We start from the raw sequence: 23278 nt of genomic DNA, 5'->3' as shown, positions 1-23278 counted from the left end.
GCGTAGCAGTACCTACGACTTACTGTCCGTACCGGAGTCCTTTCCCTAATGACGAGCAGCACCGAGGCCCCTCGTACCACCCCGCAGGTGGCGGTCAACGACATTGGCAACGAGGAAGCCTTCCTCGCCGCGATCGACGAGACGATCAAGTACTTCAACGACGGCGACATCGTCGACGGCGTCATCGTGAAGGTCGACCGGGACGAGGTCCTGCTCGACATCGGTTACAAGACCGAAGGCGTCATCCCCTCCCGCGAGCTGTCGATCAAGCACGACGTCGACCCCAACGAGGTCGTTGCCGTCGGCGACGAGATCGAGGCCCTGGTCCTCCAGAAGGAGGACAAGGAAGGCCGCCTGATCCTCTCGAAGAAGCGCGCGCAGTACGAACGCGCGTGGGGCACCATCGAGAAGATCAAGGAAGAGGACGGCATCGTCACCGGTACCGTCATCGAGGTCGTCAAGGGCGGCCTCATCCTCGACATCGGCCTGCGCGGCTTCCTGCCCGCGTCGCTCGTCGAGATGCGCCGGGTCCGCGACCTCCAGCCGTATGTCGGCAAGGAGCTCGAGGCGAAGATCATCGAGCTGGACAAGAACCGCAACAACGTGGTCCTGTCCCGCCGTGCCTGGCTGGAGCAGACCCAGAGCGAGGTCCGCCAGACCTTCCTCACCACCCTGCAGAAGGGTCAGGTGCGCTCCGGCGTCGTCTCCTCGATCGTCAACTTCGGTGCGTTCGTGGACCTCGGCGGGGTCGACGGCCTGGTGCACGTCTCCGAGCTGTCCTGGAAACACATCGACCACCCCTCCGAGGTCGTCGAGGTCGGCCAGGAGGTCACGGTCGAGGTCCTGGACGTCGACATGGACCGCGAGCGCGTCTCCCTGTCGCTGAAGGCGACCCAGGAAGACCCGTGGCAGCAGTTCGCCCGGACCCACCAGATCGGGCAGGTCGTGCCCGGGAAGGTCACCAAGCTCGTTCCGTTCGGTGCGTTCGTCCGCGTGGACGAGGGCATCGAGGGCCTGGTGCACATCTCCGAGCTGGCCGAGCGCCACGTGGAGATCCCCGAGCAGGTCGTCCAGGTCAACGACGAGATCTTCGTCAAGGTCATCGACATCGACCTGGAGCGTCGCCGGATCTCGCTGAGCCTCAAGCAGGCCAACGAGTCCTTCGGCGCCGACCCGGCCTCGGTCGAGTTCGACCCGACCCTGTACGGCATGGCCGCGTCCTACGACGACCAGGGCAACTACATCTACCCCGAGGGCTTCGACCCCGAGACCAACGACTGGCTCGAGGGGTACGACAAGCAGCGCGAGGAGTGGGAGGGCCAGTACGCCACGGCCCAGGCCCGCTTCGAGCAGCACCAGGCGCAGGTCATCAAGTCCCGCGAGGCCGACGAGCAGGCGGCGGCCGAGGCCGGCTCCGCTTCCCCGGCGGCGGCCGCGGGCACCGGTGGCGGCTCGTACTCCTCGGAGTCCGACGACAGCAGCGGCGCCCTCGCCTCCGACGAGGCGCTCGCCGCACTGCGCGAGACCAGCGCAGCCGCTCCAGCGCCTCGGCGGTGCGCCCGGTCACCGCGAGGTCGGCGACCTCGAAGCCGGTGGCCTCGGCCCGCCCGGTGTAGTAGCGGGCCACCACGTCGACATCGATGGTGCCGTCCACATCGGCGGTCAACTGAGCGCAGGCGCTGGCGAGTTCGCGCAGGTCGCTGCCGATGGAGTCGACCAGCGCCTGGGCCGCCTCCGGGGTCGCGGACCGGCCGAGGGTCCGGAACTCCTGCCGGACGAACCCGAGCCGGTCGGCGGGCTTGGTCATCTTCGGGCAGGCCACCTCGCGCGCGCCCGCCTTGCGGGCCGCGTCCAGCAGCGCCTTGCCCTTGGCGCCGCCGGCGTGCAGCAGCACCAGGATGATCTCCTCGGCGGGCGCGGCCAGATACGCCTTGATGTCCTTCACGGAGTCCGCGGAGACGTCCTGCGCGTTGCGCACCACGATCACCTTGCGCTCGGCGAACAGCGACGGGCTGGTCAGCTCCGCGAGCGTGCCCGGCTGCACCGCCTCCGGCGGCAGGTCCCGCACATCGGTGTCCGGGTCGGCGGCCTTGGCGGCGGTCACCACCTCGCGCACCGCGCGGTCCAGCAGCAGGTCCTCCTGGCCGACGGCAAGCGTCAGCGGGGCGAGTACGTCGTCTGAAGCGGTCTTCCTGGCCATCGCGACCAGCATCCCACGCGGCACCGACAACCCCGTCCTCCGCTCACGCTTCCGCCGTCCCCCCGCCCGGGTTCAACCGTCGGCGGACGCTCGGGCACAATGCCGGGGTGAGCGACGTACGACATGTCCTGGTGCTGCCCGAACGCGACGCGGCCGAGGAGGTCGCCGAACTCCTCTCCGACCGCTTCGACCTGCCCGGCGAGCCACGCGTCCTGCGCGACGCCCTCGCCGGCGAGGACGACGCCGAGGACGCCCAGTGGCTGGTGGTCGTCGAGGACGACGACGACCTCCTCGACCCGGCGGCACTCGACGAGATGGCCGGGCGGCTGGGCGGCTGGCTGGAAGAGGACCGCGAGGAGCTGTAGGCGGGGAGAGCGGGCGGCCAGTGGGCGGCCGGGCGCAGCGGGGAGGGCGGGCGGCGGAGGGGGGCATCGCACCGGGTCGGGCGGCCGACCGGCTCACGCCGCGGCGGCGGTCGGCACGCCGGCGTCGGCCTCCGGGTCCTCGGCCTTTTCCGGCAGTGCGCGCATCCGCGGTATCGGCGACGGCAGCAGCCACAGGGCGCCCAGGACACCCCCGACGGTCGCCACCCACAGGGTCGGCCGCAGTCCCAGGGTGCCGCCGAGCAGGCCGCCGGCCAGCGCGCCCAGCGGCCGCACCCCGTAGTTGACCATCCGGAACGCGCCGCTGACCCGCGACCTCAGCGCGTCGGGTACGAGCGCGGCCTGGAACGACCCGCTGCCGATGTCCAGCAGCATCAGCCCGACGCCGGACAGGAACTCGGCGCCGAACAGCGCGGCCAGGACCAGCAACCGCGGCCCGCCCGCCAGCGGCACCAGCACCAGCGGCGCGGGGAACCCGACGAAACCGAGCAGCACCGTCGGGCCGATGCCGATCCGCCGCACCACCCGCCCGGTCACGAACGCCCCCAGCAGCCCGCCGACCGCCCCCGCACCGAGCACCACGCCCAACGTGCCCGCGCTCAAGCCGAGTTGGTCGACCGCGTAGAGCACCATCAGCGCGTGGAAGACGAAGTTGAAGAAGTTCACCGTGGCTGCGGCCGCCACCAGCGCGCGCATGGCCCGGGAGCGGGCGATGAACCGCAGCCCGGCCGAGAAGTGGCCCTTGCGCGGTGCGGCGGGCGGCGGCTCGACAGGGGCGATACGGGCCAGCAGGCCGGCCGAGCACACGTACGACAGCGCGTCCACGAACAGCGCCAGCGGCGCCGCGAGCACCTGCACCAGCAGCCCGCCGACGCTCGGCCCGGCGACGAACGAGAACGCCCTGCTGCCGTTGACCAGCGTGCTGCCCTGGACGTACTCCTCCGGTTCGACCAGCGAGACGAACAGCGCGGCGTTGCAGACGTCGAAGACCACCGACAGCGTGCCGACCAGGAAGACCACCGCGTACATCTGCGGCAGGGAGAGGTGGCCGAGGGCGTAGGCGAGCGGGAGCGAGGCCATCAGCGCGGCCCGGCCGAGGTCGGCGGCGATCATCACCTGACGGCGGCGCCCCCTGCGGTCGACCCAGGCGCCCGCGGCCAGCGAGAACAGCAGCGCCGGCAGCAGCCCGGCCATCGACAGCCAGCCCATCTCGGCGGCGTCCACGTGCAGCACCAGCACGGCGGCGAGCGGCACCGCGAGGAAGGTCACCTGGTCCCCGAAGAGCGAGACCGTCTGCCCGGTCCAGTACCGCCGGAAGGCCCGCTCCCCCAGCAGCTCCGGTACCCGGGCCGACACCCCGCGCCGCAGCGCGCCGCCGCCCTTCACGACGGCTCCCCGCTCTCCGTCCCGGCGCCGGCACCGTCGGTGGGGCCGGCGGGGTCGGCGGGGTCGGCGGGGTTGGCGGGGTCGGCGGGTTCGGGCTCCACGAAGGCGATCTGGAGCCAGGGCACCCGGCGGGCGCCCTCCGGGCGGAGCGCCGGGTCGGCGCCGCGGTCGGCGAACTCGGCGAGCAGCCCGGCCATCCGCTTCCCCAGCGCGCTCAGCTCCTCCGCGGTCAGGTAGAGCGTGGTGTCCGTGAACACCTCCGCCTCCTGCCACGCGCGCGGCAGCTCCCGGCGCGCGTCCTGCGCCCGCGCCATGCGGTGGAAGTAGTTCTCCGCGACGGCCGCGGTCAGTGCCTCGGCCGCCGCCGCGACCGCGGGGTCCTCCGAGTACCCGGGCCAGTCCGTGAACTGCGCCGTGGCCCGCCACGGCTTCTCCCGCCCCGGCCCCTCCGGGTCGGCCTCCTCGACGAGTCCGTACTTGGCCAGGACCCGCAGGTGGTACGAGCAGCTCGCGACGGACTCCCCGGTCAGTTGCGCCGCCCGGGTCGCCGTGAGCGGCCCTTCCCGCCTGAGCAGCCCGGACAGCGACATCCGGGTCGGATGCGCGTACGCCCGCAGCGCTCGGGGGTCGGTGAGCTGGACCGAGGACTGTGCCGGCTTCTCCGTCATGCATATAAAGATATCTTTAGAAAGAAGTGCTTACAAGGGTTCCTTGCTCAAGGGTTCTTCAGGGTCGGCGCAGGAAGCCCGGGCGGGGCGCGGCATGCGGCGAGGTCCGGCACCGGCTTGGCCCTACAGCGTCCAGGTCCAAGAGCAGGTCAGGGACGGTCAGAGACGGTCACCCACGAGAGCGATCGCGCGCGCCTCGGGAACTCCCAGCATCAGCAGGCTCGTGATCGTCGCCGCCCGGGCGCCGGCGGTCCCGTTCGACACGTCGCTGTCCGCGATGGCGAACACGACGCCGTAGGCGACCTGGCTCAGAATGCCCGCCGGCAGGTGCTCTGCGAACACGTCGCCGTCCTGGCCCCGTTTCACGAGGTCGGCGAGGAGCGCGTCGACCGGCCCGAGCAGGCCGTGGATCGCCTCGCCGTACTCGCCACGGCGCAGCGCCAGCAGCACTCGGTACCGGTGCGCCACCGGCCAGACGCGGGCGATGAACTCGACCCACATCGCGTCCGCTTCCGCGTCGGAGGCGTTGACGTCGGCGAGCACGGCCGTCATCTCGGCGACGGCCCGCTCCGTGAGCGTCCGCACCAGGTCGAGGCGCGAGGGGAAATGGCCGTAGACCGTGCGACGGACGACGCCGGCGGCGGCGGCGATGTCGCCCATTCCGGCGTCCGGGTCCTCTCCCAGCACATCGAGGGCGACGTCGAGGATGCGATCGCGCGTCTCGTTCATCGAGCGCGCACGGGAGGACTCGGTGGGCACGGCACCATTGTTGCACACCAGTGTGCAACGACGTAGGCTGCACACCAGTGTGCAATGAAGAGTTGCGCTGTGCTTCGAAGCTCAGGAGAAGAGAGCAATGACCGCACCGACGCCGCCGACCTCGACCCTCGTCCGCCCGTTCACCGTCTCGATCCCGGATGCGGAGATCGACGACGTGAAGCAGCGACTGGCCAGAACTCGATGGCCGGACCCGGAAACGGTGGGCGACTGGTCACAAGGGGTCCGCGTGGAGAACGCCAGATCCCTGGTCGAATACTGGGAGCGCGGCTACGACTGGCGGCGCTTCGAGTCCGAGCTCAATCGCTTCCCCCAGTACCTGACGGAGATCGATGGGCTGGACATCCACTTCATCCACGTCAGGTCCAAGAACCCCCACGCGATGCCGCTGATCCTCACGCACGGATGGCCGGGCTCGATCGTCGAGTTCCTGAAGCTGATCGGCCCGCTGACCGATCCGGTTTCGTTCGGAGGAGACGCCGCCGACTCGTTCGACGTCGTCATCCCGTCGCTCCCCGGGTTCGGGTTCTCCCAGAAGCCCACGGAGACCGGGTGGACGGTTTCGCGCGTCGCGAGCGCGTGGGTGGAGCTGATGAAGCGGCTCGGCTACACACGATGGGCCGCACAGGGCGGCGATTGGGGCGCCGTCGTCACCACCGCCCTCGGGGCCATGCAACCTGAGGGGCTGCTCGGAATCCATCTGAACACCCAGTACGCCTTTCCCGCGCAGATACCCGACACCCTGTCGCCCGAAGAGCGCTACGCCGTGGAGACCCTCGCCCGCTACACCGGCGAACTCGGCGGGTCGAACCACCTCCAGGGCACGAAGCCGGAGACCGTCGGATTCGCCCTGGCGGACTCTCCCGCCGGTCAGGCGGCCTGGATCTACGAGAAGTTCCAGTCCAAGACCGACAACCACGGGCTCGCCGAGGACACCCTCAGCATGGACGACATGCTCGACGCGATATCCCTCTACTGGTTCACCAACAGCGCGGCGTCCTCCGGCCGCATCTACTGGGAGAACAGATCGGCCACCCTCGCCGGTCCGAAGCTGGCACTTCCGGTCGCGGTGACCGTCTTCCCGAAGGACATCCCGCGCCTGCCACGAAGCTGGATCGAGGACACCTACAGCAATCTGATCCACTACGGCGAGGCCGACAAGGGCGGGCACTTCGCGGCCCTGGAACAGCCCGAGATCCTGGTCGGCGAAATCCGCACCGGCCTGCGCACCCTTCGTTCCTGACGCGCTGCCACCCGCGACTCACCCCCTCAGCGGGGCGGCGTGGTGCGGGACGAAGGACGTGCGCAGTTCGGCCGGGGTGGCCCCGCTCACCGCGATCGGCCCGTCCAGGTCGGTGCGCAGGACGACGGCGCCGAGCGCGCGCAGCGCCGTGACCGTACGGGGTGCGGGATGGCCGTAGGAGTTGCCCGCGCCCACGCTGATCAGGGCGAGGCGGGGACGTGCGCGGGCGAGCAGCGCCGGGTCCTGGTAGGCCGAGCCGTGGTGCGCGACCTTCAACACGTCCACGCGCGGCAACCCAGGCCGCTCCGCCAGCACCTGGGCCTGCACATCGGGCTCCAGATCGCCCATCAGCAGCAGTGTCAGGCCCGCGTCGTGGACCAGCAGCGCGATGCTCGTGTCGTTGGGCTCGCCGGCCGGCAGTTCGGCGGCGGGCAGCCCGGCCGGACCCGGCGCGGGCCACAGCGTGCGCCAGGACAGCGGGCCGACCGCGCGCTCCTCCCCCGGAACCACCCGCAGCAACGGCACCCCGGCCGCCGCGGCCTGCCGCCGCACCCGCGCGGCCTGGCCGGGCGGATCGTCCAGCAGGGTCGTCTCGATCGCGCCCACCCGGCGCCCGCGCAGCGCTCCGGGCAGCCCGTCGACGTGGTCGGCGTGGAAGTGGGTCAGGATCAGCAGCGGGATCGACGTCACCCGCAGGTCGCGCAGGCAGCGGTCGACCGAGGCCGGGTCCGGGCCGGTGTCCACCACGACCGCGGCACCCGGGCCGGTGGAGAGCGCCAGCGCGTCGCCCTGGCCGACGTCGCACATCGCGAACCGCCAGTCCCCCGGCGGCCACGCGGCCATCACCCGGGGCAACGGCACCGGCCGCACCAGCGCGAGCAGCAGGGCGATCGCGGCGGCCGCGCACAGCCACGGGCGGCGGAGCAGGCTCCGTCCGCAGACCACCGCCGCGGCCGTGACCACCGCGAGCAGGGCCGCTCCCGGCCAGCCGCCGGGCCAGGCGAGCTCCGCGCCCGGCAGCGCGGCGCCGTGCCGGGCCACGGACACGATCCACCGCGTGGGCCAGCCGGCCAGCCACGCCAGCACCCGGGCCCCCGACGGCGCGAACGGGGCCACGGCCAGCGCGCCGAACCCCAGCACCGTGGCGGGGCCGACGGCCGGCTCGGCCAGCAGGTTGCACGGCACCGCGACCAGGCTCAGCCGGGCCGACAGCAGCACGATCACCGGACCGCACGCCGCCTGCGCGGCCGCCGCCGCGGCCAGGGCCTCCGCCAGTCGCGGCCGCAGCCCGTGCCGGTGCAGTGCCGCGCCCCAGCGCGATGCCAGCGTCAGCAGCGAACCCGTGGCCAGCACGGACAGCGCGAACCCGAACGAGCGGGCCAACTCCGGTTCGTACAACACCAGGAGCAGCACCGCCCCGGCCAGTGCCGGGAGCAGCGAACGGCGCCGGCCGGTACCGATCGCGAGCAGCGTGATCAGGCCGCACACCGCCGCCCGCAGCACGCTCGGGCTCGGCCGGCAGACCAGCACGAAGGCGGCGGTGAGCGCGGCACCGAGCACCGCGGTCCAGCGCAGCGGCAACCCGAGCCGGGCCGCCAGGCCGCGCCGCTCCGACCGCGTGGCCAGGCCGGGCGGGCCGATCAGGAGGATCAGCACGATCGTCAGGTTCGCGCCGGACACCGCGGTCAGGTGCGCGAGGTCCGTGGCCTTGAACGCCTCCTTCAGATCCTCCGGCAACCCCGCCGTGTCCCCCACCACCAGGCCGGGTAGCAGTCCGCGGACGTCCACCGGCAGCGGCGCGGCGGCCGTCCGCAGCCCCCCGCGCAGCCGCGCGGCCAGGCGCTGCACACGCGTCGGCGGGCCGGTGATCCGCGGCACGCCCCGGACCCGGAGCACGGCGGCGGTCTGCCCCCGCTCGTCCGGCGCGAACCGCGCGGTGGCGGTCAGCCGGGTGGAGGGGACCAGCCGCAGCCAGTCGTCCGCCGCGCCCGTGGCCATCACGACCACCGGGGTACGCAGCCGGGTCGGGCCGACGCGCTCGACGGTGGCCGGTACGACCACCACAGGATGCGGCGCCCCCGCCTCCGCGGCGAACGGGTCGCCCGTCACCCGCACCGCCACCTCCGCCCCGGCACGGTGACGCGCGAGCGACGGCACCGGCCCCCGGGTCAGGTCGGCGTCCTCCAGGGCGGCGGCCATCGCCGCGACCGCGCCGCACAGCACCATCGCGATCGCCGCCGGCAGCAGACCCGTCGGACCCGTCCGACGTCGCGCGGGCCCGCGACCGCGACGCCCTGGGCCGCCGCGGAGGGCCACCGCCACGGCCGCGACGGGCGGTGCGGACGCCAAGGACGGTGCGGCAACGACCGCCGCGGACAAGGCGATCAGCGCCGCCAGCCCCGCGATCGCGGTGCCCGCGCCCACCGCCGGCGCCGCCGCCGCGGCTGCCCACGCGGCCAGCGCGGGCCCGACCAGGCGCAGGTCCGGGGGACCCTCCTGCCGCGGGTTGGCCGCACCGAGCCGTGAGGCCGCGCCCGCGTGAACCGCCGCCCGCTGCGCACCCGTCGGCCGCCCGGCCGGACCTTCGGCTGTCCCTTCGGTCGGACCACCGCTCGGCCACCACGTCGCCCCGGTCATCGGCCACCCCCGCCGGCCTGAACCGGACCGGCGCCGCCGCGCACCGCCCCCGTACGAGGCCGCACCGCGCCGCGCGGGCACCGGAAGCCGGGCGATCGCCGCGGAACTGCCGGACCGGCGGACGTCGTCCGGGTGTCGGGCCACCCCGCCAGGCTCGCCCGGCCCGGCGGGCGGACGCGGGTCACGGCGCGACCAGGGGTTGGAGCGTGGCGAGCTTGCGCGGACCGATGCCGGGGATCTGCCGGAGCTGCTGGGCCGAGGTGAAGGAACCGTGCTGGGTGCGGTAGGCGAGGATGCGCTGGGCGGTGACCGGGCCGACGCCGGGCAGCGCGTCGAGTTGGGGCTCGGTGGCGGTGTTGAGGTGGAGCGGGGAGGCAGGTGGACCGCCGGAGGTGGAGCCGCCGCCAGTGGAAGCATCGGCTGCGGCGCCCGCGGCGGACGGTGGTGGGGTGATGCCCACGAGGATCTGCTCGCCGTCGGTGACCGGCCGGGCGAGGTTCAGGGCGGTGGTGTCGGTGCCGGGCAGGGGGCCGCCCGCCGCGGTGAGGGCGTCGGTGACGCGGGCGCCCTTGGGGAGCCGGCGCACGCCGGGCTTGGCGACCTTGCCCGCGATGTCGACGGTGAGCTGGGGCGGAGGCGCGGGCGAGGAGGACGGCGGGGCCACCGCGAGCGGAGTCGGCGGGGGCGGAACGTGGACGGTGCGAGGGCGGCCCGCCCAGTAGTGCTGGAGGGCGAGCCCGGCGGCGACGGTGAGGACGACGGCGAGCGCCAGCACCGTTTTCAGTTCGAGCCCGCACCGCACGAACAGCCATGTCCGCATCCGCCCGAGCGGTCCCGTGCCGAAGACGGGCGCGCCCGCGACCGGCGGGCCGAGCGACGGCTCGGCCGGAGGCTCCGCGCCCGGCGGCCCCTCGCGCGCCGTGCCGAAGATCGCCGCGGTGCGGTCGCGGGCCGCCGCGGCGCTTCCCGCACGGTCGCGGCCGCTGCCTCGGTCACGGCCGCCCGCACGTGCCTGCCCGCCCGCACGGTCACGGCCGCCCGAACTCAGCGGCGGTTCGGGCCGGTCCAGCGATTTCAGCGCGTCCAACGAGTCCAAAAGGTCCATGACTCGATGCTGGCCCGGCACCGACCCCCGGAACGATCTTGCTCAGGATCTGTGGACAACCCGCCGGATGTGGATAACTTCGCCACTCGTGTGGGTGACCCGACCGCGCCCGAGGACGCCCCCGGCCCCACCGCGCCCCGGCCCAGGCCCCACCGGCCTCGGCCCCACCGGGCCCCCGGCCTCATCGCCCCCGCCCCACCCGCCACCGTCAGCGCGGCGACACCACGACCCCGAGCAGCCCCGGCCCCGCATGCGCCCCGATCACCGCGCCGACCTCGCTCACCACCAACTCCCCCAGCCCCGGCACCCGCGGCCGCAGCCGCTCCGCGAGGGCCGCGGCGCGGTCGGCCGCCGCGAGGTGGTGCACCGCGAGGTCCACCCGTCCGGAACCCGCCCCGCCGTCGACGGCGGCCCCCGCGCACTCCACCACGATCTCCTCGAGCCGGGTGACCGCCTTGGACGCGGTGCGCACCTTCTCCAGCAGTTCGATCCGCCCGTCCGCGAGCCGCAGCAGCGGCTTCACCGCGAGCGCGGAACCGAAGAGGGCCTGCGCCGCGCCGATCCGGCCGCCCCGGCGCAGGTAGTCGAGCGTGTCGACGTAGAAGAAGGCGGAGGTGGCGGCGGCCCGGCGTTCCGCGGCCGCCACCACGTCGTCAGCGGTGCCGCCCGCCTCCGCGGCCTCCGCCGCGGCGAGCACAGTGAAGCCCAGCGCCATCGCGACCATGCCGGTGTCCACGACGCGCACCGGGACGGGTGCCTCCTTCGCGGCGACCGTGGCGGCGTCGTACGTCCCCGAAAAGTCGGCGGACAGGTGGAGCGAGACGATCGCCTTCGCGCCCGACGCGGCGGCGGCCTCGTAGGCCGCGGTGAACTCGGCGGGGCTCGGGCGGGAGGTCGTGACCGGGCGGCGGCGCTGGAGTGCGCGGGCCACGGCCGGTGCGGAGATTTCCGCGCCCTCCACGAAGGCTTCGTCGTCGATCACCACGGTGAGGGGGACCAGGCTTATGGCGTGCCGGGTGAGGGCTTGCGGGCTCAGGTAGGCCGTCGAGTCCGTGACGATGGAGACGTGCGGGGGCATGTCCGGAGGTTACCGGGGTGGGGTGCGGGGTGGCACGTCGGGACCTGGGGGTTCAGGGCGCGGGTAGGGCTTCCCAGCGCGACGGTCAGCGGTACGGCTTCCCGCCGCGACGGTGCCGGTACGCGCCCGGGTGCGCCGCCGACATGCGTTGCCCGCCCGATCCCCACGGCCCCGGACCCGGCCACCCGCCGCGAGGGTTCCGGTACGCGCCCGGGTGCGCCGCTGCGCGGACCGGCTCAGCCGACGCTCGGAGGGTTGTTGCGAAGTTCCCGGGCGCGCTCGCGGTCGCGGTCGTCACCGCTCTGGAGCGGCTCCCAGTGGCGGAGCGCCGTCGCTTCGATGTCGATCTCGCGGGTGAGGGACGCGAGGTCGTCGCCGGTGGAGTGGTGGACGCGGTCCTGGGCCGCCCAGCGCAGCGCGTCGGCGGAGTGGGTGATGCGGTGGGCACGTTCGGTGAGCGCGGGGAGCTGCGCGGAGACCCTGGACTTGTCGGGTTCGCGTTCGAGCAGCTTCAGCTCGGCGTCGAGGGTGCGGGCGTGGTCGTTGAGACGGTCGAGGAGGGCGGCCGCCTCGGGCAGCGACGCGTGCGCCATGGCCTCGAAGGTGCTGTCGATGGAGGAGCGCAGGTCCAGCCGGAGCTGGGTGAGCGCGCCGATGTCGCCGGGCTGGGCGAAGCGGCGGGCCCGCAGCCGCTGGTCCTCGACGATCCGCCGCGCCTTGGCCGTACGCCGCTCGACTCCCCGCTTCACGGCGCGGGTCGTCCGCACGATCGCCACGGTGGCAAGCGTCGCGAAGATCAGGAAGAACAGCAGCAGGATGATGCCGACGGTCTCCACGGACAGCGCCTCCGATCGCGGGCCACCGGCCCGTTCGGGCCTGCTTCCACGGTAATGCCTGGGGAGGGGCGGAGGGGCCGGAGCGATCCCCCAACCTGCTCCGGCCCCTCCCCTAAGGGTCCCGAGGGTCCCCGAGGACCCGCACGCCCTCGCGCCCCAGCACCCTCACACCCTCACACCCTCACACCACGATGTTGACCAGCTTCGGCGCGCGGACGATCACCTTCCGCACCGTCGCCCCGCCGACGGCCTCGACGACCGCGGGAGCGGCCAGCGCCAGGGCCTCCAGGTCCGCGTCGGTGATGGCCGGCGGCACCTCCAGGCGGGCCTTGACCTTGCCCTTGACCTGGACGACGCAGGTCACGGCCTCGTCCTGGACCAGCGCGGGGTCGGCGACCGGGAACGGCTCGTGGGCCAGCGAGTGCGTGTGCCCCAGCTTGGCCCACAGTTCCTCGGCGAAGTGCGGCGCCAGCGGCGCGATCAGCAGCACCAGCGACTCGGCCACGGAGCGCGGCACCCCGCCGGACGCGCCCGACGTGCGGGTCAGCGTGTTGTTCAGCTCGGTGATCTTGGCGATGGCCGTGTTGAAGCGCAGGTTGGCCATGTCGGTGGAGACGCCGTCGATCGCCTTGTGCAGGGCGCGCAGCGTCGCCTCGTCGGCTTCGGCGTCCACGACGGTGACCTCGCCGGTGGCCTCGTCCACGACGTTGCGCCACATGCGCTGCAGCAGGCGGTACTGCCCGACGACGGCCCGGGTGTCCCAGGGCCGGGAGACGTCCAGCGGGCCCATCGCCATCTCGTACAGCCGCAGGGTGTCGGCGCCGTACTCCGCGCAGATCTCGTCGGGCGTGACCGCGTTCTTCAGCGACTTGCCCATCTTGCCCAGCAGCCGGGAGACCGGCTCGCCGTCGTGGAAGTAGACGCCGTCTCGTTCCTCCACCTCGGCCGCGGGCACCGCGATGCCGCGCGCGTCGCGGTAGACGAACGCCTGGATCATGCCCTGGTTGTACAGCTTGTGGAACGGCTCGAAGGACGAGATGTGCCCCAGGTCGTACAGCACCTTGTGCCAGAAACGGGCGTACAGCAGGTGCAGTACGGCGTGTTCGGCGCCGCCGACGTACAGGTCGACGCCGCCGGCCGGCTGGCCCTCGCGCGGGCCCATCCAGTACGACTCGGCCTCGGCGGAGACCAGCTTGTCGCTGTTGTGCGGGTCCAGGTAGCGCAGTTCGTACCAGCAGGAGCCGGCCCAGTTGGGCATGGTGTTGGTCTCGCGGCGGTAGGTGCGCGTGCCGTTGCCGTCGCCCAGGTCCAACTCGACGGTGACCCACTCCTCGTTGCGGGCCAGCGGGGGCTCCGGGGAGGTGTCGGCGTCGTCGGGGTCGAAGGTGCGCGGGCTGTAGTCGTCGACCTCGGGCAGTTCGACGGGCAGCATCGAGTCGGGTACGGCGTGTGCGGTGCCCTCCTCGTCGTAGACGATCGGGAACGGCTCGCCCCAGTACCGCTGGCGGCTGAACAGCCAGTCGCGCAGGCGGTAGTTGACGGTGCCCTCGCCGACGCCGCGCTCGGTCAGCCAGGCGGTGATCGCGGCCTTGGCGTCGACCACGCCCAGCCCGTCCAGGCTCAGGGACTCACTCGTGGAGTTGACCAGCTTCGCGTCGTAGGAGGCGAACGCGTCGTCCCACGTGGCCGGGTCGGTGCCGCGGCCGTCGCTGGGCGCGACGACGCAGCGCATCGGCAGCTCGAAGGCCCGGGCGAACGCGAAGTCGCGGCTGTCGTGGGCGGGCACGGCCATGATCGCGCCGGTGCCGTAGCCCATCAGGACGTAGTCGGCGATGAAGACGGGGACCTGCTCGCCGCTGACCGGGTTGACCGCGAACGCGCCGGTGAAGACACCGGTCTTCTCCTTGGCCTCGGCCTGCCGCTCGACGTCGGACTTCGAGGCGGCCTGCTTGCGGTAGGCGGCGACGGCGTCGGCGGGGGTGGCGTGGCCGCCGGTCCACACGGCGTGGGTGCCGGCCGGCCAGGCGGCGGGCACGATCGGGTCGACCAGTTCGTGCTCGGGGGCCAGCACCATGTAGGTGGCGCCGAACAGGGTGTCCGGGCGGGTGGTGAAGACGGTGATCGGGCGGTCCGCGCCGGGCACCGCGAAGTCCACCCGGGCGCCCTCGCTGCGGCCGATCCAGTTGCGCTGCTGCAACTTGATCGCCTCGGGCCAGTCCACCGCGTCCAGGTCGGCGGCCAGCCGGTCCGCGTACGCGGTGATCCGCATCATCCACTGGCGCAGGTTCGCCTTGAAGACGGGGAAGTTGCCGCGCTCGGAGCGGCCGTCGGCGGTGACCTCCTCGTTGGACAGCACCGTGCCCAGGCCGGGGCACCAGTTGACCGGCGACTGGGCGACGTAGGCCAGCCGGTAGCCGCTCAGCACGTCGGCGCGCTCGGGGCCGGTCAGTTCGGACCAGGGGGCGCGGCCGGGCACCTGGCGGCTGCCGTCCTCGAACTGGGCGATCAGCGTGTCGATCGGGCGAGCCCGGTCGGCGTCGGGGTCGTACCAGGAGTTGTAGATCTGCAGGAAGATCCACTGGGTCCAGCGGTAGTACTCCGGGTCGATGGTGGCGAAGGAGCGGCGGCGGTCGTGGCCCAGGCCCAGCCGGCGCAACTGCGCCTTCATGTTGGCCATGTTGGCCTCGGTGCTGACCCGCGGGTGGGTGCCGGTCTGCACGGCGTACTGCTCCGCGGGCAGGCCGAACGCGTCGAAGCCCAGGGTGTGCAGGACGTTGTGACCGGTCATCCGCTGGTGCCGGGCGAAGACGTCGGTGGCGATGTAGCCCAGCGGGTGGCCGACGTGCAGGCCGACTCCGGACGGGTACGGGAACATGTCCATGACGAACTTCTTCGGCCGGGCGGCCAGCTCGGGCTGCCCGTCCAGTTCACCGCTGGGGTTGGGGGCGGCGAAGGTGCCGTGCTCGTCCCAGTGGTCCTGCCAGCGGCTCTCGATCCGCGCGGCCAGCTCGGCCGTGTAGCGGTGTGGCGCAGCCGTCTCGGCGGCCGGGGTGGTGTCGCTCATCGTCCTCGGTACTCCATCGATGTCGTGACGGCTGCGGCCGCCGGTGAGCCGGTCCGGAGAGCCCACGGGCGGACCCGGAGGCGGAAACAAAAAAACCCCTCGCGCAGGAGGGGTGCCGCACTGACGTCTTTCGTGGTCAGCGCGGCGGGCTAAGCAGGAGGCTCACGGCTCGCATGCGGTCAGGATACCGCAGCGGGAGACGGGCCCGCACGGGGACCGCCCCGGCCGGGCGGGAGAGCGCACCGGGGTTGCCGGTGCGCTCCCGCCGCCGTGCCGGGGCGGCCTGGAACCTGTCGTGCGTACGTGCGATCAGTGCTTGCCGGACTTCTTGGCCGGCTTGTACGACTGGACGTAGCCCTTGGCCGGGGAGCCGACGCCGGTGACGTCGTCGTAGCCGACCGTGGCGTGCAGCGAGCTGTCCACGCCGAAGGAGCGCAGGCTGGTGATCAGGCCGTCCGAGGCGTCCACGCTGTTCACGTAGTCGACGCGGACGTTGGCTATGCCCTGACCCTGACCGAGCGGGTGGTCGGTCACGTCGTGGTAGGCGGGGGTGCCGTACCGGTCGTAGATCAGCGGGTTGGCGAAGCCGATCGGGACGCCGCCGCGGGCCTGCTCGGCGAGCGCCTGGACACCGGCGATGACCGGGGAGGCCAGCGAGGTGCCGCCGAGGCGGTACTCGTTGTACTTCGCGGTGCCGTCCGGGAAGGTCTCGGTCTCACCGACCAGGAAGCCGGTGGTCGGGTCGGCGACGGCCGCGATGTCGGGCTGGACCCGCATCTTGGTGGTGCCGCCGTTCGCCAGCGCGAGCGAGTCGGGGACGACGCCGCGCTGGTAGAAGGGCTGCTCGACGAGCTTGCTGGCACCGCCGCCGGCACCCGAGGTGAACGGGCCGGGGAAGCCGTCCCAGCTCTTGCCGTCGGCCGACAGCGGGGCGCGCTCGGTGCCCCAGCCGGTCTCCCACAGGTACTTGTCGTTCTTGCCGACCGCCAGCGAGGTGCCGCCGACCGAGGTGGCCCAGACGGAGTCCGAGGGGGTGCTGACGTCCTTGGCACCGTCGATGGCGTTGTCACCGTCGTCGCCGGAGGAGAAGTAGAAGCCGATGCCCTCGACCACGCCCTGCTCGAAGGTCTGGTCGTAGGCGGCCTGCACGTCGGGGGTCTCGTTGGCCTCGACGTCGCCCCACGAGTTGGACACGATGGTGGCGAGCCGGCCGTCGACGACCGTGTTGAGGGCGTCGAGCAGGTCGTCGTCGTAGCAGGACTTGGCCGCGACGTAGACGATGTTCGCGTCGGGGGCGACCGCGTGCACGGACTCGACGTCCAGGGACTCCTCGCCGTACCAGCTGGAGCCGCCGCAGTCCTCGACGCTGTTGTAGCCGTCGGGGCCGGGCGTGACCTGGGTCAGCTGGCCCTTGCGGTACTTCTGGCCGCCGGTGTCCTTCGCCAGCTTGGCGCTGTCGCCGACGATGTTCGGGGAGGCGTACGCGTCGGTGATCGCGACGGTGACGCCCTTGCCGGTGTACTTGCCGGCGCCGTACGCGGAGCGCAGCTGGTCACCGGTGTAGCCCTTGATCGTGTACGGGGCCTTGCCGCCGTACGCGGAGGGAAGCTTCTTGTCGGTGTTCGACCCGTAGTAGGTCGAGAACGGGCCGGCGTTGGAGAAGGCGGCCTCGGGGGGAGGCAGCGTGTCGTCGTGGCTGGCTCGCTTGGGGGCGTTGTCCAGGCCGGTGACGGTGAGGACGGCACCCTTGAGGGCGGCGGGCGCGGACGCCGTGCTGGTGGGGGCGCGGTAGGTGTGGCCGGCCTTGGTGTAGTTGTGCAGCTGGGTGCCGAACGCCTTCTCGGCGGCCTTCACTTCACCGGTGACGGTGAGGTAGTGGGCGTTGGTGCCGGTCACCTTCAGGCCGGCCGAGGTCAGCCAGGCGGTGATGGCGTCGGTCTGCGCCTTGGTGGCGCCGAACCGGGCCTTGGCCTGAGCCGCCGTCAAGTAGTGCGCGTAGTCGGCGGAGTTCGGGTCCGAGACGGCCTTGGCGTAGGCGGCGAGGCCGCTTGCGTCCTTGCCCGCGAGGTAGACCCGCACGGTCACCTTGCCGCTGTCCGACGTGGCGCCCTTGTCCGCGTGGGCGGTGGCCCACTGCGGCTTGGTGCCGCTCAGGAGCTGGCGTCCGGCGGGCTGTGCGGCCGTGGCGCTCTGGGCGCCCAGCGCGAGGGCACCGGCGACCAGCGGCAGCGCCGCCGCCACCGCGAGTGCCGCGCGCGTTCTCTTGCGCTCAAATCTCATGAAACCCCCATACGCAGCGAATGGTTGTCGCATCCGAGACGGCGTCGCCGCTATGCGTGCGCGGCTCACCGCAGAGCGACACTCTTTCGCTGATCAGTTCATGCCAGGGATATGGTTTCACCAAGAGAAGGTCAAGGAATGGTACGCACCGGCGGCCGGACATGACGCCGCGACAGCCGCTCACCAGGCCCCAACTGTCCTGCGGGCACGGCGAATCCGCTCCCCGACGAATTGATGTTGCTCGCTGCGCACCCGGCCAAACACCGGACCCGGTGCACGGAACGCGCCGAGTTGGCATGCTACGGCCGGAACGGCGTTGGCGGCAGCGGCAGTCGACGGGCGAGCCCGACGGCCGAAGCCGGATGCCTGACGCCCGGTGGCCGGTGGCCGGTGGCCGAACGAAAACGCCGCACACCTGGTGGTGTGCGGCGTCGATGATCGCTGTGGAGCTACGGGGAATTGAACCCCGGACCTCTTGCATGCCATGCAAGCGCTCTACCAACTGAGCTACAGCCCCGCGCGGACCCCGGGAGACCCCGGCGACCTGGAGTTACTTTACACGGCGACGGAGCCGGGAAGCACATCGATAAACGGGGGCGCCGGCCGGCGCGGCGGGCTCCCGGACGGCGGCCCCGCGCGCCGGTGGCGGGGCCCGGTGACGGGACCCGTCGCGGTGTTCACGAAGTCTCAATAATTGGTGCAGGGTTCGCGGGCTACGGTGGGTTCGGCCGTGTGGACGAGAGGCTGGAGACCACCGTGACCACCGCGTTCGACCCGATCGACCTGGGCGGCATACGCCTGCGCAACCGGATCGCCATGGCGCCGATGACCCGCAGCCGGGCGTACGGTCCCGGGCTCAGCCCCACCGAGTCGGCCGCCGCGTACTACGCGCAGCGGGCCTCGGCCGGGCTGATCGTGACCGAGGGCACCCAGCCGTCGCCGGGCGGGCAGGGCTACCCCGACACCCCCGGGCTGCACAGCGCCGAGCAGATCGCGGCGTGGCGCCGGGTGACCGGCGCGGTGCACGCGGCAGGCGGCAGGATCTTCGCCCAGCTCATGCACACCGGCCGGATCGGGCACCCCTCGCTGCTGCCGGACGGGCTCTACCCGGTGGGGCCGTCCGCGGTCGCCGCGAAGGGCTCGGTCTACACCGCGAGCGGGCCGAAGGCGTACGTCGTGCCGCGCGAGCTGGGCGAGGACGACATCTGGCAGACCGTCGAGGACCACGCCACCGCGGCCCGCAACGCCATGGCCGCCGGCTTCGACGGGGTGGAGGTGCACGGCGCCAACGGCTACCTGGTGCACCAGTTCCTCGCCCCGAACTCCAACACCCGCACCGACCACTGGGGCGGCGACGACCAGCGCCGGACCCGGTTCGCGGTGGAGTTGGTACGGGCGGTGGCCGCCGCGATCGGCCCGGAGCGCACCGGGCTGCGGATCTCCCCCGGCAAGCCGTTCGGCGACATCGACGAGCCGGAACCGGACGCCACCTACCTCGCGCTGCTGCGCGCCGTGGAGCCGGTCGGCCTGGCCTACCTGCACCTGATCGAGAGCCCCGACCGGGCGCTGACGCTGGAGCTGCGCAAGCGGTTCGCCGGGGTGTTCATCCTCAACGCCCGCGCCGAGAACGGGTATTCGGGCCCCGACCAGTTGCCCCTGATCGAGGACGGCACGGCCGACATGCTCGCCTTCGGCGCCCTCTTCCTCGCCAACCCCGACCTGCCGCACCGGCTGCGCCGCGGCGGACCGTACAACTCCCCCGAGCGGGCCACGTACTACGGCGGCGACGACCGCGGCTACACCGACTACCCGGCGCTGCCCGCGGCCGGGGAGGCGTGAGCGTACGGTCGGCCGCCGCCGGTACGGGCCCTCCCGAACGGGCCCGTACGGACCGCCCCGCTCAGCCCCGGCGGCGGAGCGTCGCCGCCACCGCGACCACCGCGCCCACCACCGCGACCGCGACCAGTGCGACCGAGGTAATCGCGTAGGCGTGGGCGGAGTGGTGCGCGCCGGTGCCGGAACCGAGCCGGTTGAGGAAGACCGTGCCGAAGGTGGCCACGCCGATGAGCTGGCCGAGCTGGGTCACCGTGGCGAGCAGCCCGCTGGCGTCGGCGGCGTCCTCGGGCGCGACCTTGGACAGCGCGAGGGCGAACGTCGGGCTGAAGGCCAGGCCGAGACCGCCGCCCAGCAGCACCATGCCGACGTAGAAGGCCGCGCCTCCGTGGCCGCCACCGCGCAGGGCGAGTCCCAGGACCGCCAGCGCGATCGCGGCCAGCGCCATGCCGGCGCCGGCCAGCCGGTGCCACCAGGCACTCGGCAGCAGCCGCCAGTAGAGGCTGGTGCAGCCGAAGACCACGGCGGTGACCGCGAAGGTCAGCCCGGTGCGCAGCGCGCTGTAGCCGAGACCGGTCTGCAGGTGCAGCGCCACCGCGAACAGGAAGCCCGCGTTCACCGCCATGGAGAGCATCAGCAGCGCGACCGACCGCAGCATGCCCGGCGCCCGCAGCACCCGGCCGGAGACCAGCGGGGCGCCGCCGCGCCTGGTCAGCCGCGACTCGATCACGGTGAACGCGGCGAACAGCAGCACGCTCAGCGCCAGGCAGATCCAGCCCCACACCGGCCAGCCCTCCTCCTGCCCGAGCACCAGCGGAACCGTGAGGAGGGTGACCGCCGCGCCCAGCGCCACCAGGCCCGGCATGTCGAGGGAGCGCCGCCGCTCCGGCGCGCTCCGCCGGTCCTTCGGCAGCACCCGCGGGGCGACCACCAGCAGCACCACGCCGATCGGCACGTTCACCAGGAACACCGGCCGCCAGCCGGTGCCGAACAGGTCGGCGCTGACCAGCACCCCGCCCAGCGACTGGCCGAGCGCGGCACCGGAGGAGATCACGGCCGAGTAGACGCTCATCGCGCGGGTGCGCGCCTCACCGCGGAAGTTCAGCTGGAGCAGGCTCAGCACCTGCGGGATCATCAGCGCGGACCCGGTGCCCTGCACGAAGCGGAAACCGATCAGCTCGCCGGTGTTCTGGGCGAGCCCGCAGGCCAGCGAGGCGGCCGTGAACACCGACAGCCCGATGATGAACAGCCGCCGGTGCCCGAACAGGTCGCCGAGCCGGGCGCCGGTGATCAGCAGCACCGCGTAGGAGATGGTGTAGCCGGCGATCACCAGTTGCAGGGCCGCGCCCGAGGCGTGCAGGTCCGTACGGATGGTGGGAGCCGCGACGTTGACGATGAAGACGTCCAGCAGCGCCATGAACAGCCCGGCGAGGATGGTCCCGAGCAGCAGCCCCGGACGGGGCCCGGCCCGGCCGGTACTTCCGGCACCGGGTGGGACGGCGGCTGCCACGGAAGAGGGGGCGGGGGCGGGAGTGGACAGGGGATCGGGGGACGCGGAGGTGGCTCCGGCCAGCGTGTCGTTGCTCATGTTCACGAGCCTGGCGCCGGCCCGGTACCAGTAACGAGAGCCCAGCGATCCTGGTACTGGCACCACCTGGCACCGGCACCGCCGCCCGTACAGGATGGGGGCATGGCACAGCCGCAAGCTCGGCCGGACATCCGACGACAGGCCCACCAGGCGCAGGCGGCCACCCCGCCGCGGGCGCGAACACCGGCACAAGCGCAGGCACCCGCTCAGACGCAGGCACCCGCGCAGGCACCCGCTCAGGCGGCAGCACCCCCGGCGCGGGTCGGCGGCGTGAAACCCCAGCGCCGCGGCGAGCTCGCCGCCTTCCTGCGCAGCCGCCGGGCCCGGATCAGCCCGGAGGACGTCGGCATGCCGCCGGGCTCGCGCCGCCGCACCCCCGGCCTGCGCCGCGAGGAGGTCGCGCAGCTCGCCGGGGTCGGCGTCACCTGGTACACGTGGCTGGAGCAGGGCCGCCCGATCAACGCCAGCGTGCAGGTGCTCGACGCGGTGGCCCGCGTGCTCCAACTCGACGTGACCGAGCGCGACCACCTCTACGGTCTTGCCGGCATCCCGTTCGTCAGCGAACCGGTCTCCGACGCGGAGATCGTCGGCGAGGAACTGCTCGGCGTGCTCGGCTCCCTGAACCCGCTGCCGGCCGCCGTCTACAACGCCCGCTACGACGTGCAGGCCACCAACGCCACCTACCGCGTCCTGTGGCCGATGACCGCGCTCGTCGAACGCTGGGAGCGCAACGTCCTGTACAAGCTCTTCACGACCCCCGACTGCTGCTCGACCTTCAAGAACAGCGCGGAGGAACTGCCGTGGATGGTCGCGCAGTTGCGCCGCAGCTACGCCCGGCACATCGGCGAGTCCGCGTGGGAGGACTTCGTCGCGCTGCTGATCAAGGAGAGCGCGACCTTCGCGCAGCTGTGGGCGAGCGGCAACGTGGCGGCGCCGGGCCGCCGGGTGAAGGTCTTCCGGCACGCGGAGGTCGGCATCATCAACCTGACCTCCCTGTCGCTGAGCATCGACGGCATGGCGGAGCACCGGATCGTGGTCTACACCCCGGTCGAGGAGGAGGACCGGCTTCAGATCGAGCGGCTGCGGGCGATCGGGGACCCGATCGTCGGCTGCGAGCGGCACGGGCGGCGCCTGTCGGCGGCACTGGCGGACAGCGTCGGACGCACCGGGCGCGCCCGGCAGACCGGTCCCGCCGTCTGACCGGAGCCCGCCGTCCAGGAGCCCGCCGTCCAGGAGCCCGCCGTCTGCCCCGGCCCGCCGTTCGACCGGCCCCGCACGCGAGGGGAAGCCGGGCGCGGGGAGTCGAGCAGGCAGAAAAGAGCGGGACCCGCCCGCCTCTTCCGCGAACAGGTCCCGCTCTCTCGTCTGTGGAGCTACGGGGAATTGAACCCCGGACCTCTTGCATGCCATGCAAGCGCTCTACCAACTGAGCTACAGCCCCGCGTCGACCCGGTTGTCCCGGCGACGTGAAGAAGCATAGCCGGTGGACGGGCCGGAAACGAAATCGGCCGCACGGCCCGCCCGAGCAGCGGGAAGGAGCGCTGCGCGCCGGACCTACGCGTCGTCACCGAGCACCGGTTCCGGCAGGGTGCCGGCATTGTGCTCGGTCAGCCGCCAGCCGCGCGCGCCCTCACCGAGCACCGACCAGCAGCAGTTCGACAGTCCGCCCAGCGACTCCCAGCTCGTCGGGTCCAGGCCGAGCAGGCGGCCGATGGTGGTGCGGATGGCGCCGCCGTGGCTCACCACGACGAGCACTCCCCCGTCGGCGAGCTTGTCGGCGGCGGCGAGCACCAGCGGCGCGGCACGGTCGGCGACCTCCGTCTCCAGCTCGCCGCCGCCGCGCCGGACCGGCTCACCGCGCTTCCACGCGGTGTACTGCTCGCCGTAGCGGGCCAGGATCTCCGCGTGGGTGAGCCCCTGCCAGGCGCCGGCGTAGGTCTCCCGCAGGCCCTCGTACGGGGTCACCGGCAGGTCGGTCAGGGCGGCCAGCTCGGCCGCGGTGTCGGCGGCACGGCGCAGGTCCGAGGAGATGATCGCGTCGGGGGCGAGCGCGGCGAGCAGCCGGGCGGACCGGCGGGCCTGGGCCACGCCGGTCTCGGTCAGCGGGATGTCGGTGCTGCCCTGGAAGCGCTGCTCGACGTTCCAGGCGGTCTGCCCGTGACGCCACAGCACGATCCGCCGACGCCGGTCGGGGACGGCC

15 protein-coding genes, 2 tRNA genes and 2 pseudogenes are annotated in these 23278 nt (G+C 72.9%); 5 read left to right on the top strand and 14 right to left on the bottom strand.

The window, feature by feature from the left end:
- Positions 1-48: 48 nt before the first annotated feature.
- Positions 49-1524, top strand: a pseudogene (rpsA, locus tag AB0399_RS27560) (30S ribosomal protein S1); the annotation flags it as partial.
- Here the strand turns inward: rpsA and holA are convergent.
- Positions 1517-2200 (bottom strand): annotated as a pseudogene (gene holA, locus AB0399_RS27555) (DNA polymerase III subunit delta); the annotation flags it as partial. The pseudogenes rpsA and holA overlap by 8 nt on opposite strands.
- A gap of 107 nt (positions 2201-2307) precedes the next feature.
- Here holA and AB0399_RS27550 point away from each other — a divergent pair.
- Positions 2308-2565: a hypothetical protein gene (locus AB0399_RS27550; RefSeq protein WP_329369491.1), complete on the top strand. Its 258-nt coding sequence runs from the start codon at positions 2308-2310 to the stop codon at positions 2563-2565.
- Positions 2566-2658: 93 nt separating this feature from the next.
- Here the strand turns inward: AB0399_RS27550 and AB0399_RS27545 are convergent, their stop codons facing one another.
- The 3 genes from AB0399_RS27545 to AB0399_RS27535 all read right to left on the bottom strand — a co-directional run bounded on the left by AB0399_RS27545 (position 2659) and on the right by AB0399_RS27535 (position 5396).
- Positions 2659-3969 carry an MFS transporter gene (locus AB0399_RS27545; RefSeq protein WP_366413183.1) on the bottom strand — a complete coding sequence of 437 codons (1311 nt, stop codon included), beginning with the start codon at positions 3967-3969 and terminating at the stop codon, positions 2659-2661.
- The gene (locus AB0399_RS27540; protein ID WP_366413182.1) at positions 3966-4637 is read right to left on the bottom strand and encodes a helix-turn-helix domain-containing protein; all 672 of its coding nucleotides are present in this window, start codon (positions 4635-4637) and stop codon (positions 3966-3968) included. The genes AB0399_RS27545 and AB0399_RS27540 overlap by 4 nt, the downstream gene beginning before the upstream one ends.
- A gap of 159 nt (positions 4638-4796) precedes the next feature.
- The gene (locus AB0399_RS27535; RefSeq protein ID WP_329369488.1) at positions 4797-5396 is read right to left on the bottom strand and encodes a TetR/AcrR family transcriptional regulator; all 600 of its coding nucleotides are present in this window, start codon (positions 5394-5396) and stop codon (positions 4797-4799) included.
- A gap of 97 nt (positions 5397-5493) precedes the next feature.
- Here AB0399_RS27535 and AB0399_RS27530 point away from each other — a divergent pair, with 97 nt between their 5' ends.
- Positions 5494-6657 carry an epoxide hydrolase family protein gene (locus AB0399_RS27530; protein WP_329369486.1) on the top strand — a complete coding sequence of 388 codons (1164 nt, stop codon included), beginning with the start codon at positions 5494-5496 and terminating at the stop codon, positions 6655-6657.
- A gap of 18 nt (positions 6658-6675) precedes the next feature.
- Here AB0399_RS27530 and AB0399_RS27525 read toward each other — a convergent pair whose 3' ends face one another.
- From AB0399_RS27525 to AB0399_RS27495, 7 genes are all read right to left on the bottom strand, one after another.
- On the bottom strand, positions 6676-9294 hold the full coding sequence (locus AB0399_RS27525) for a ComEC/Rec2 family competence protein (protein WP_366413181.1): 2619 nt from the start codon (positions 9292-9294) through the stop codon (positions 6676-6678).
- Positions 9295-9475: 181 nt separating this feature from the next.
- The gene (locus AB0399_RS27520; protein WP_366413180.1) at positions 9476-10399 is read right to left on the bottom strand and encodes a ComEA family DNA-binding protein; all 924 of its coding nucleotides are present in this window, start codon (positions 10397-10399) and stop codon (positions 9476-9478) included.
- A gap of 208 nt (positions 10400-10607) precedes the next feature.
- The gene (locus AB0399_RS27515) at positions 10608-11477 is read right to left on the bottom strand and encodes a DegV family protein (RefSeq protein ID WP_329369480.1); all 870 of its coding nucleotides are present in this window, start codon (positions 11475-11477) and stop codon (positions 10608-10610) included.
- A 236-nt stretch (positions 11478-11713) separates the two neighbouring features.
- Positions 11714-12313 carry a hypothetical protein gene (locus AB0399_RS27510; protein ID WP_366413179.1) on the bottom strand — a complete coding sequence of 200 codons (600 nt, stop codon included), beginning with the start codon at positions 12311-12313 and terminating at the stop codon, positions 11714-11716.
- 181 nt (positions 12314-12494) lie between these two features.
- The gene (gene leuS, locus AB0399_RS27505) at positions 12495-15377 is read right to left on the bottom strand and encodes a leucine--tRNA ligase (RefSeq protein ID WP_366413178.1); all 2883 of its coding nucleotides are present in this window, start codon (positions 15375-15377) and stop codon (positions 12495-12497) included.
- Positions 15378-15686: 309 nt separating this feature from the next.
- Positions 15687-17657 carry a S53 family peptidase gene (locus AB0399_RS27500; RefSeq protein ID WP_366413177.1) on the bottom strand — a complete coding sequence of 657 codons (1971 nt, stop codon included), beginning with the start codon at positions 17655-17657 and terminating at the stop codon, positions 15687-15689.
- A 444-nt stretch (positions 17658-18101) separates the two neighbouring features.
- Positions 18102-18174, bottom strand: a tRNA-Ala gene (locus AB0399_RS27495).
- 215 nt (positions 18175-18389) lie between these two features.
- Between AB0399_RS27495 and AB0399_RS27490 the strand changes: the two genes are divergently transcribed.
- Positions 18390-19496: an alkene reductase gene (locus tag AB0399_RS27490; protein WP_366413176.1), complete on the top strand. Its 1107-nt coding sequence runs from the start codon at positions 18390-18392 to the stop codon at positions 19494-19496.
- Between the two features lie 61 nt (positions 19497-19557).
- On the opposite strand, the gene AB0399_RS27485 is transcribed toward AB0399_RS27490, so the two are convergent.
- Complete coding sequence (locus AB0399_RS27485) at positions 19558-21078, bottom strand: MFS transporter (RefSeq protein WP_366413175.1); 1521 nt, start codon at positions 21076-21078, stop codon at positions 19558-19560.
- Positions 21079-21180: 102 nt separating this feature from the next.
- Between AB0399_RS27485 and AB0399_RS27480 the strand changes: the two genes are divergently transcribed.
- The gene (locus tag AB0399_RS27480) at positions 21181-22278 is read left to right on the top strand and encodes a helix-turn-helix transcriptional regulator (RefSeq protein WP_366413174.1); all 1098 of its coding nucleotides are present in this window, start codon (positions 21181-21183) and stop codon (positions 22276-22278) included.
- 168 nt (positions 22279-22446) lie between these two features.
- On the opposite strand, the gene AB0399_RS27475 is transcribed toward AB0399_RS27480, so the two are convergent.
- Together AB0399_RS27475 and AB0399_RS27470 are read right to left on the bottom strand one after the other, a co-directional pair.
- Positions 22447-22519 (bottom strand) — tRNA-Ala (locus tag AB0399_RS27475).
- A gap of 113 nt (positions 22520-22632) precedes the next feature.
- A complete protein-coding gene (locus tag AB0399_RS27470; protein ID WP_328474068.1) occupies positions 22633-23253 on the bottom strand; it encodes a histidine phosphatase family protein in 621 nt (206 codons plus the stop codon).
- Positions 23254-23278 lie beyond the last annotated feature (25 nt).

This window comes from Streptomyces sp. NPDC088194 (genome assembly GCF_040702025.1).
Classification (GTDB): domain Bacteria; phylum Actinomycetota; class Actinomycetes; order Streptomycetales; family Streptomycetaceae; genus Actinacidiphila.
Note: the sequence above shows the minus strand (reverse complement) of the source record. Positions and strands in the feature narration are given on the sequence as shown.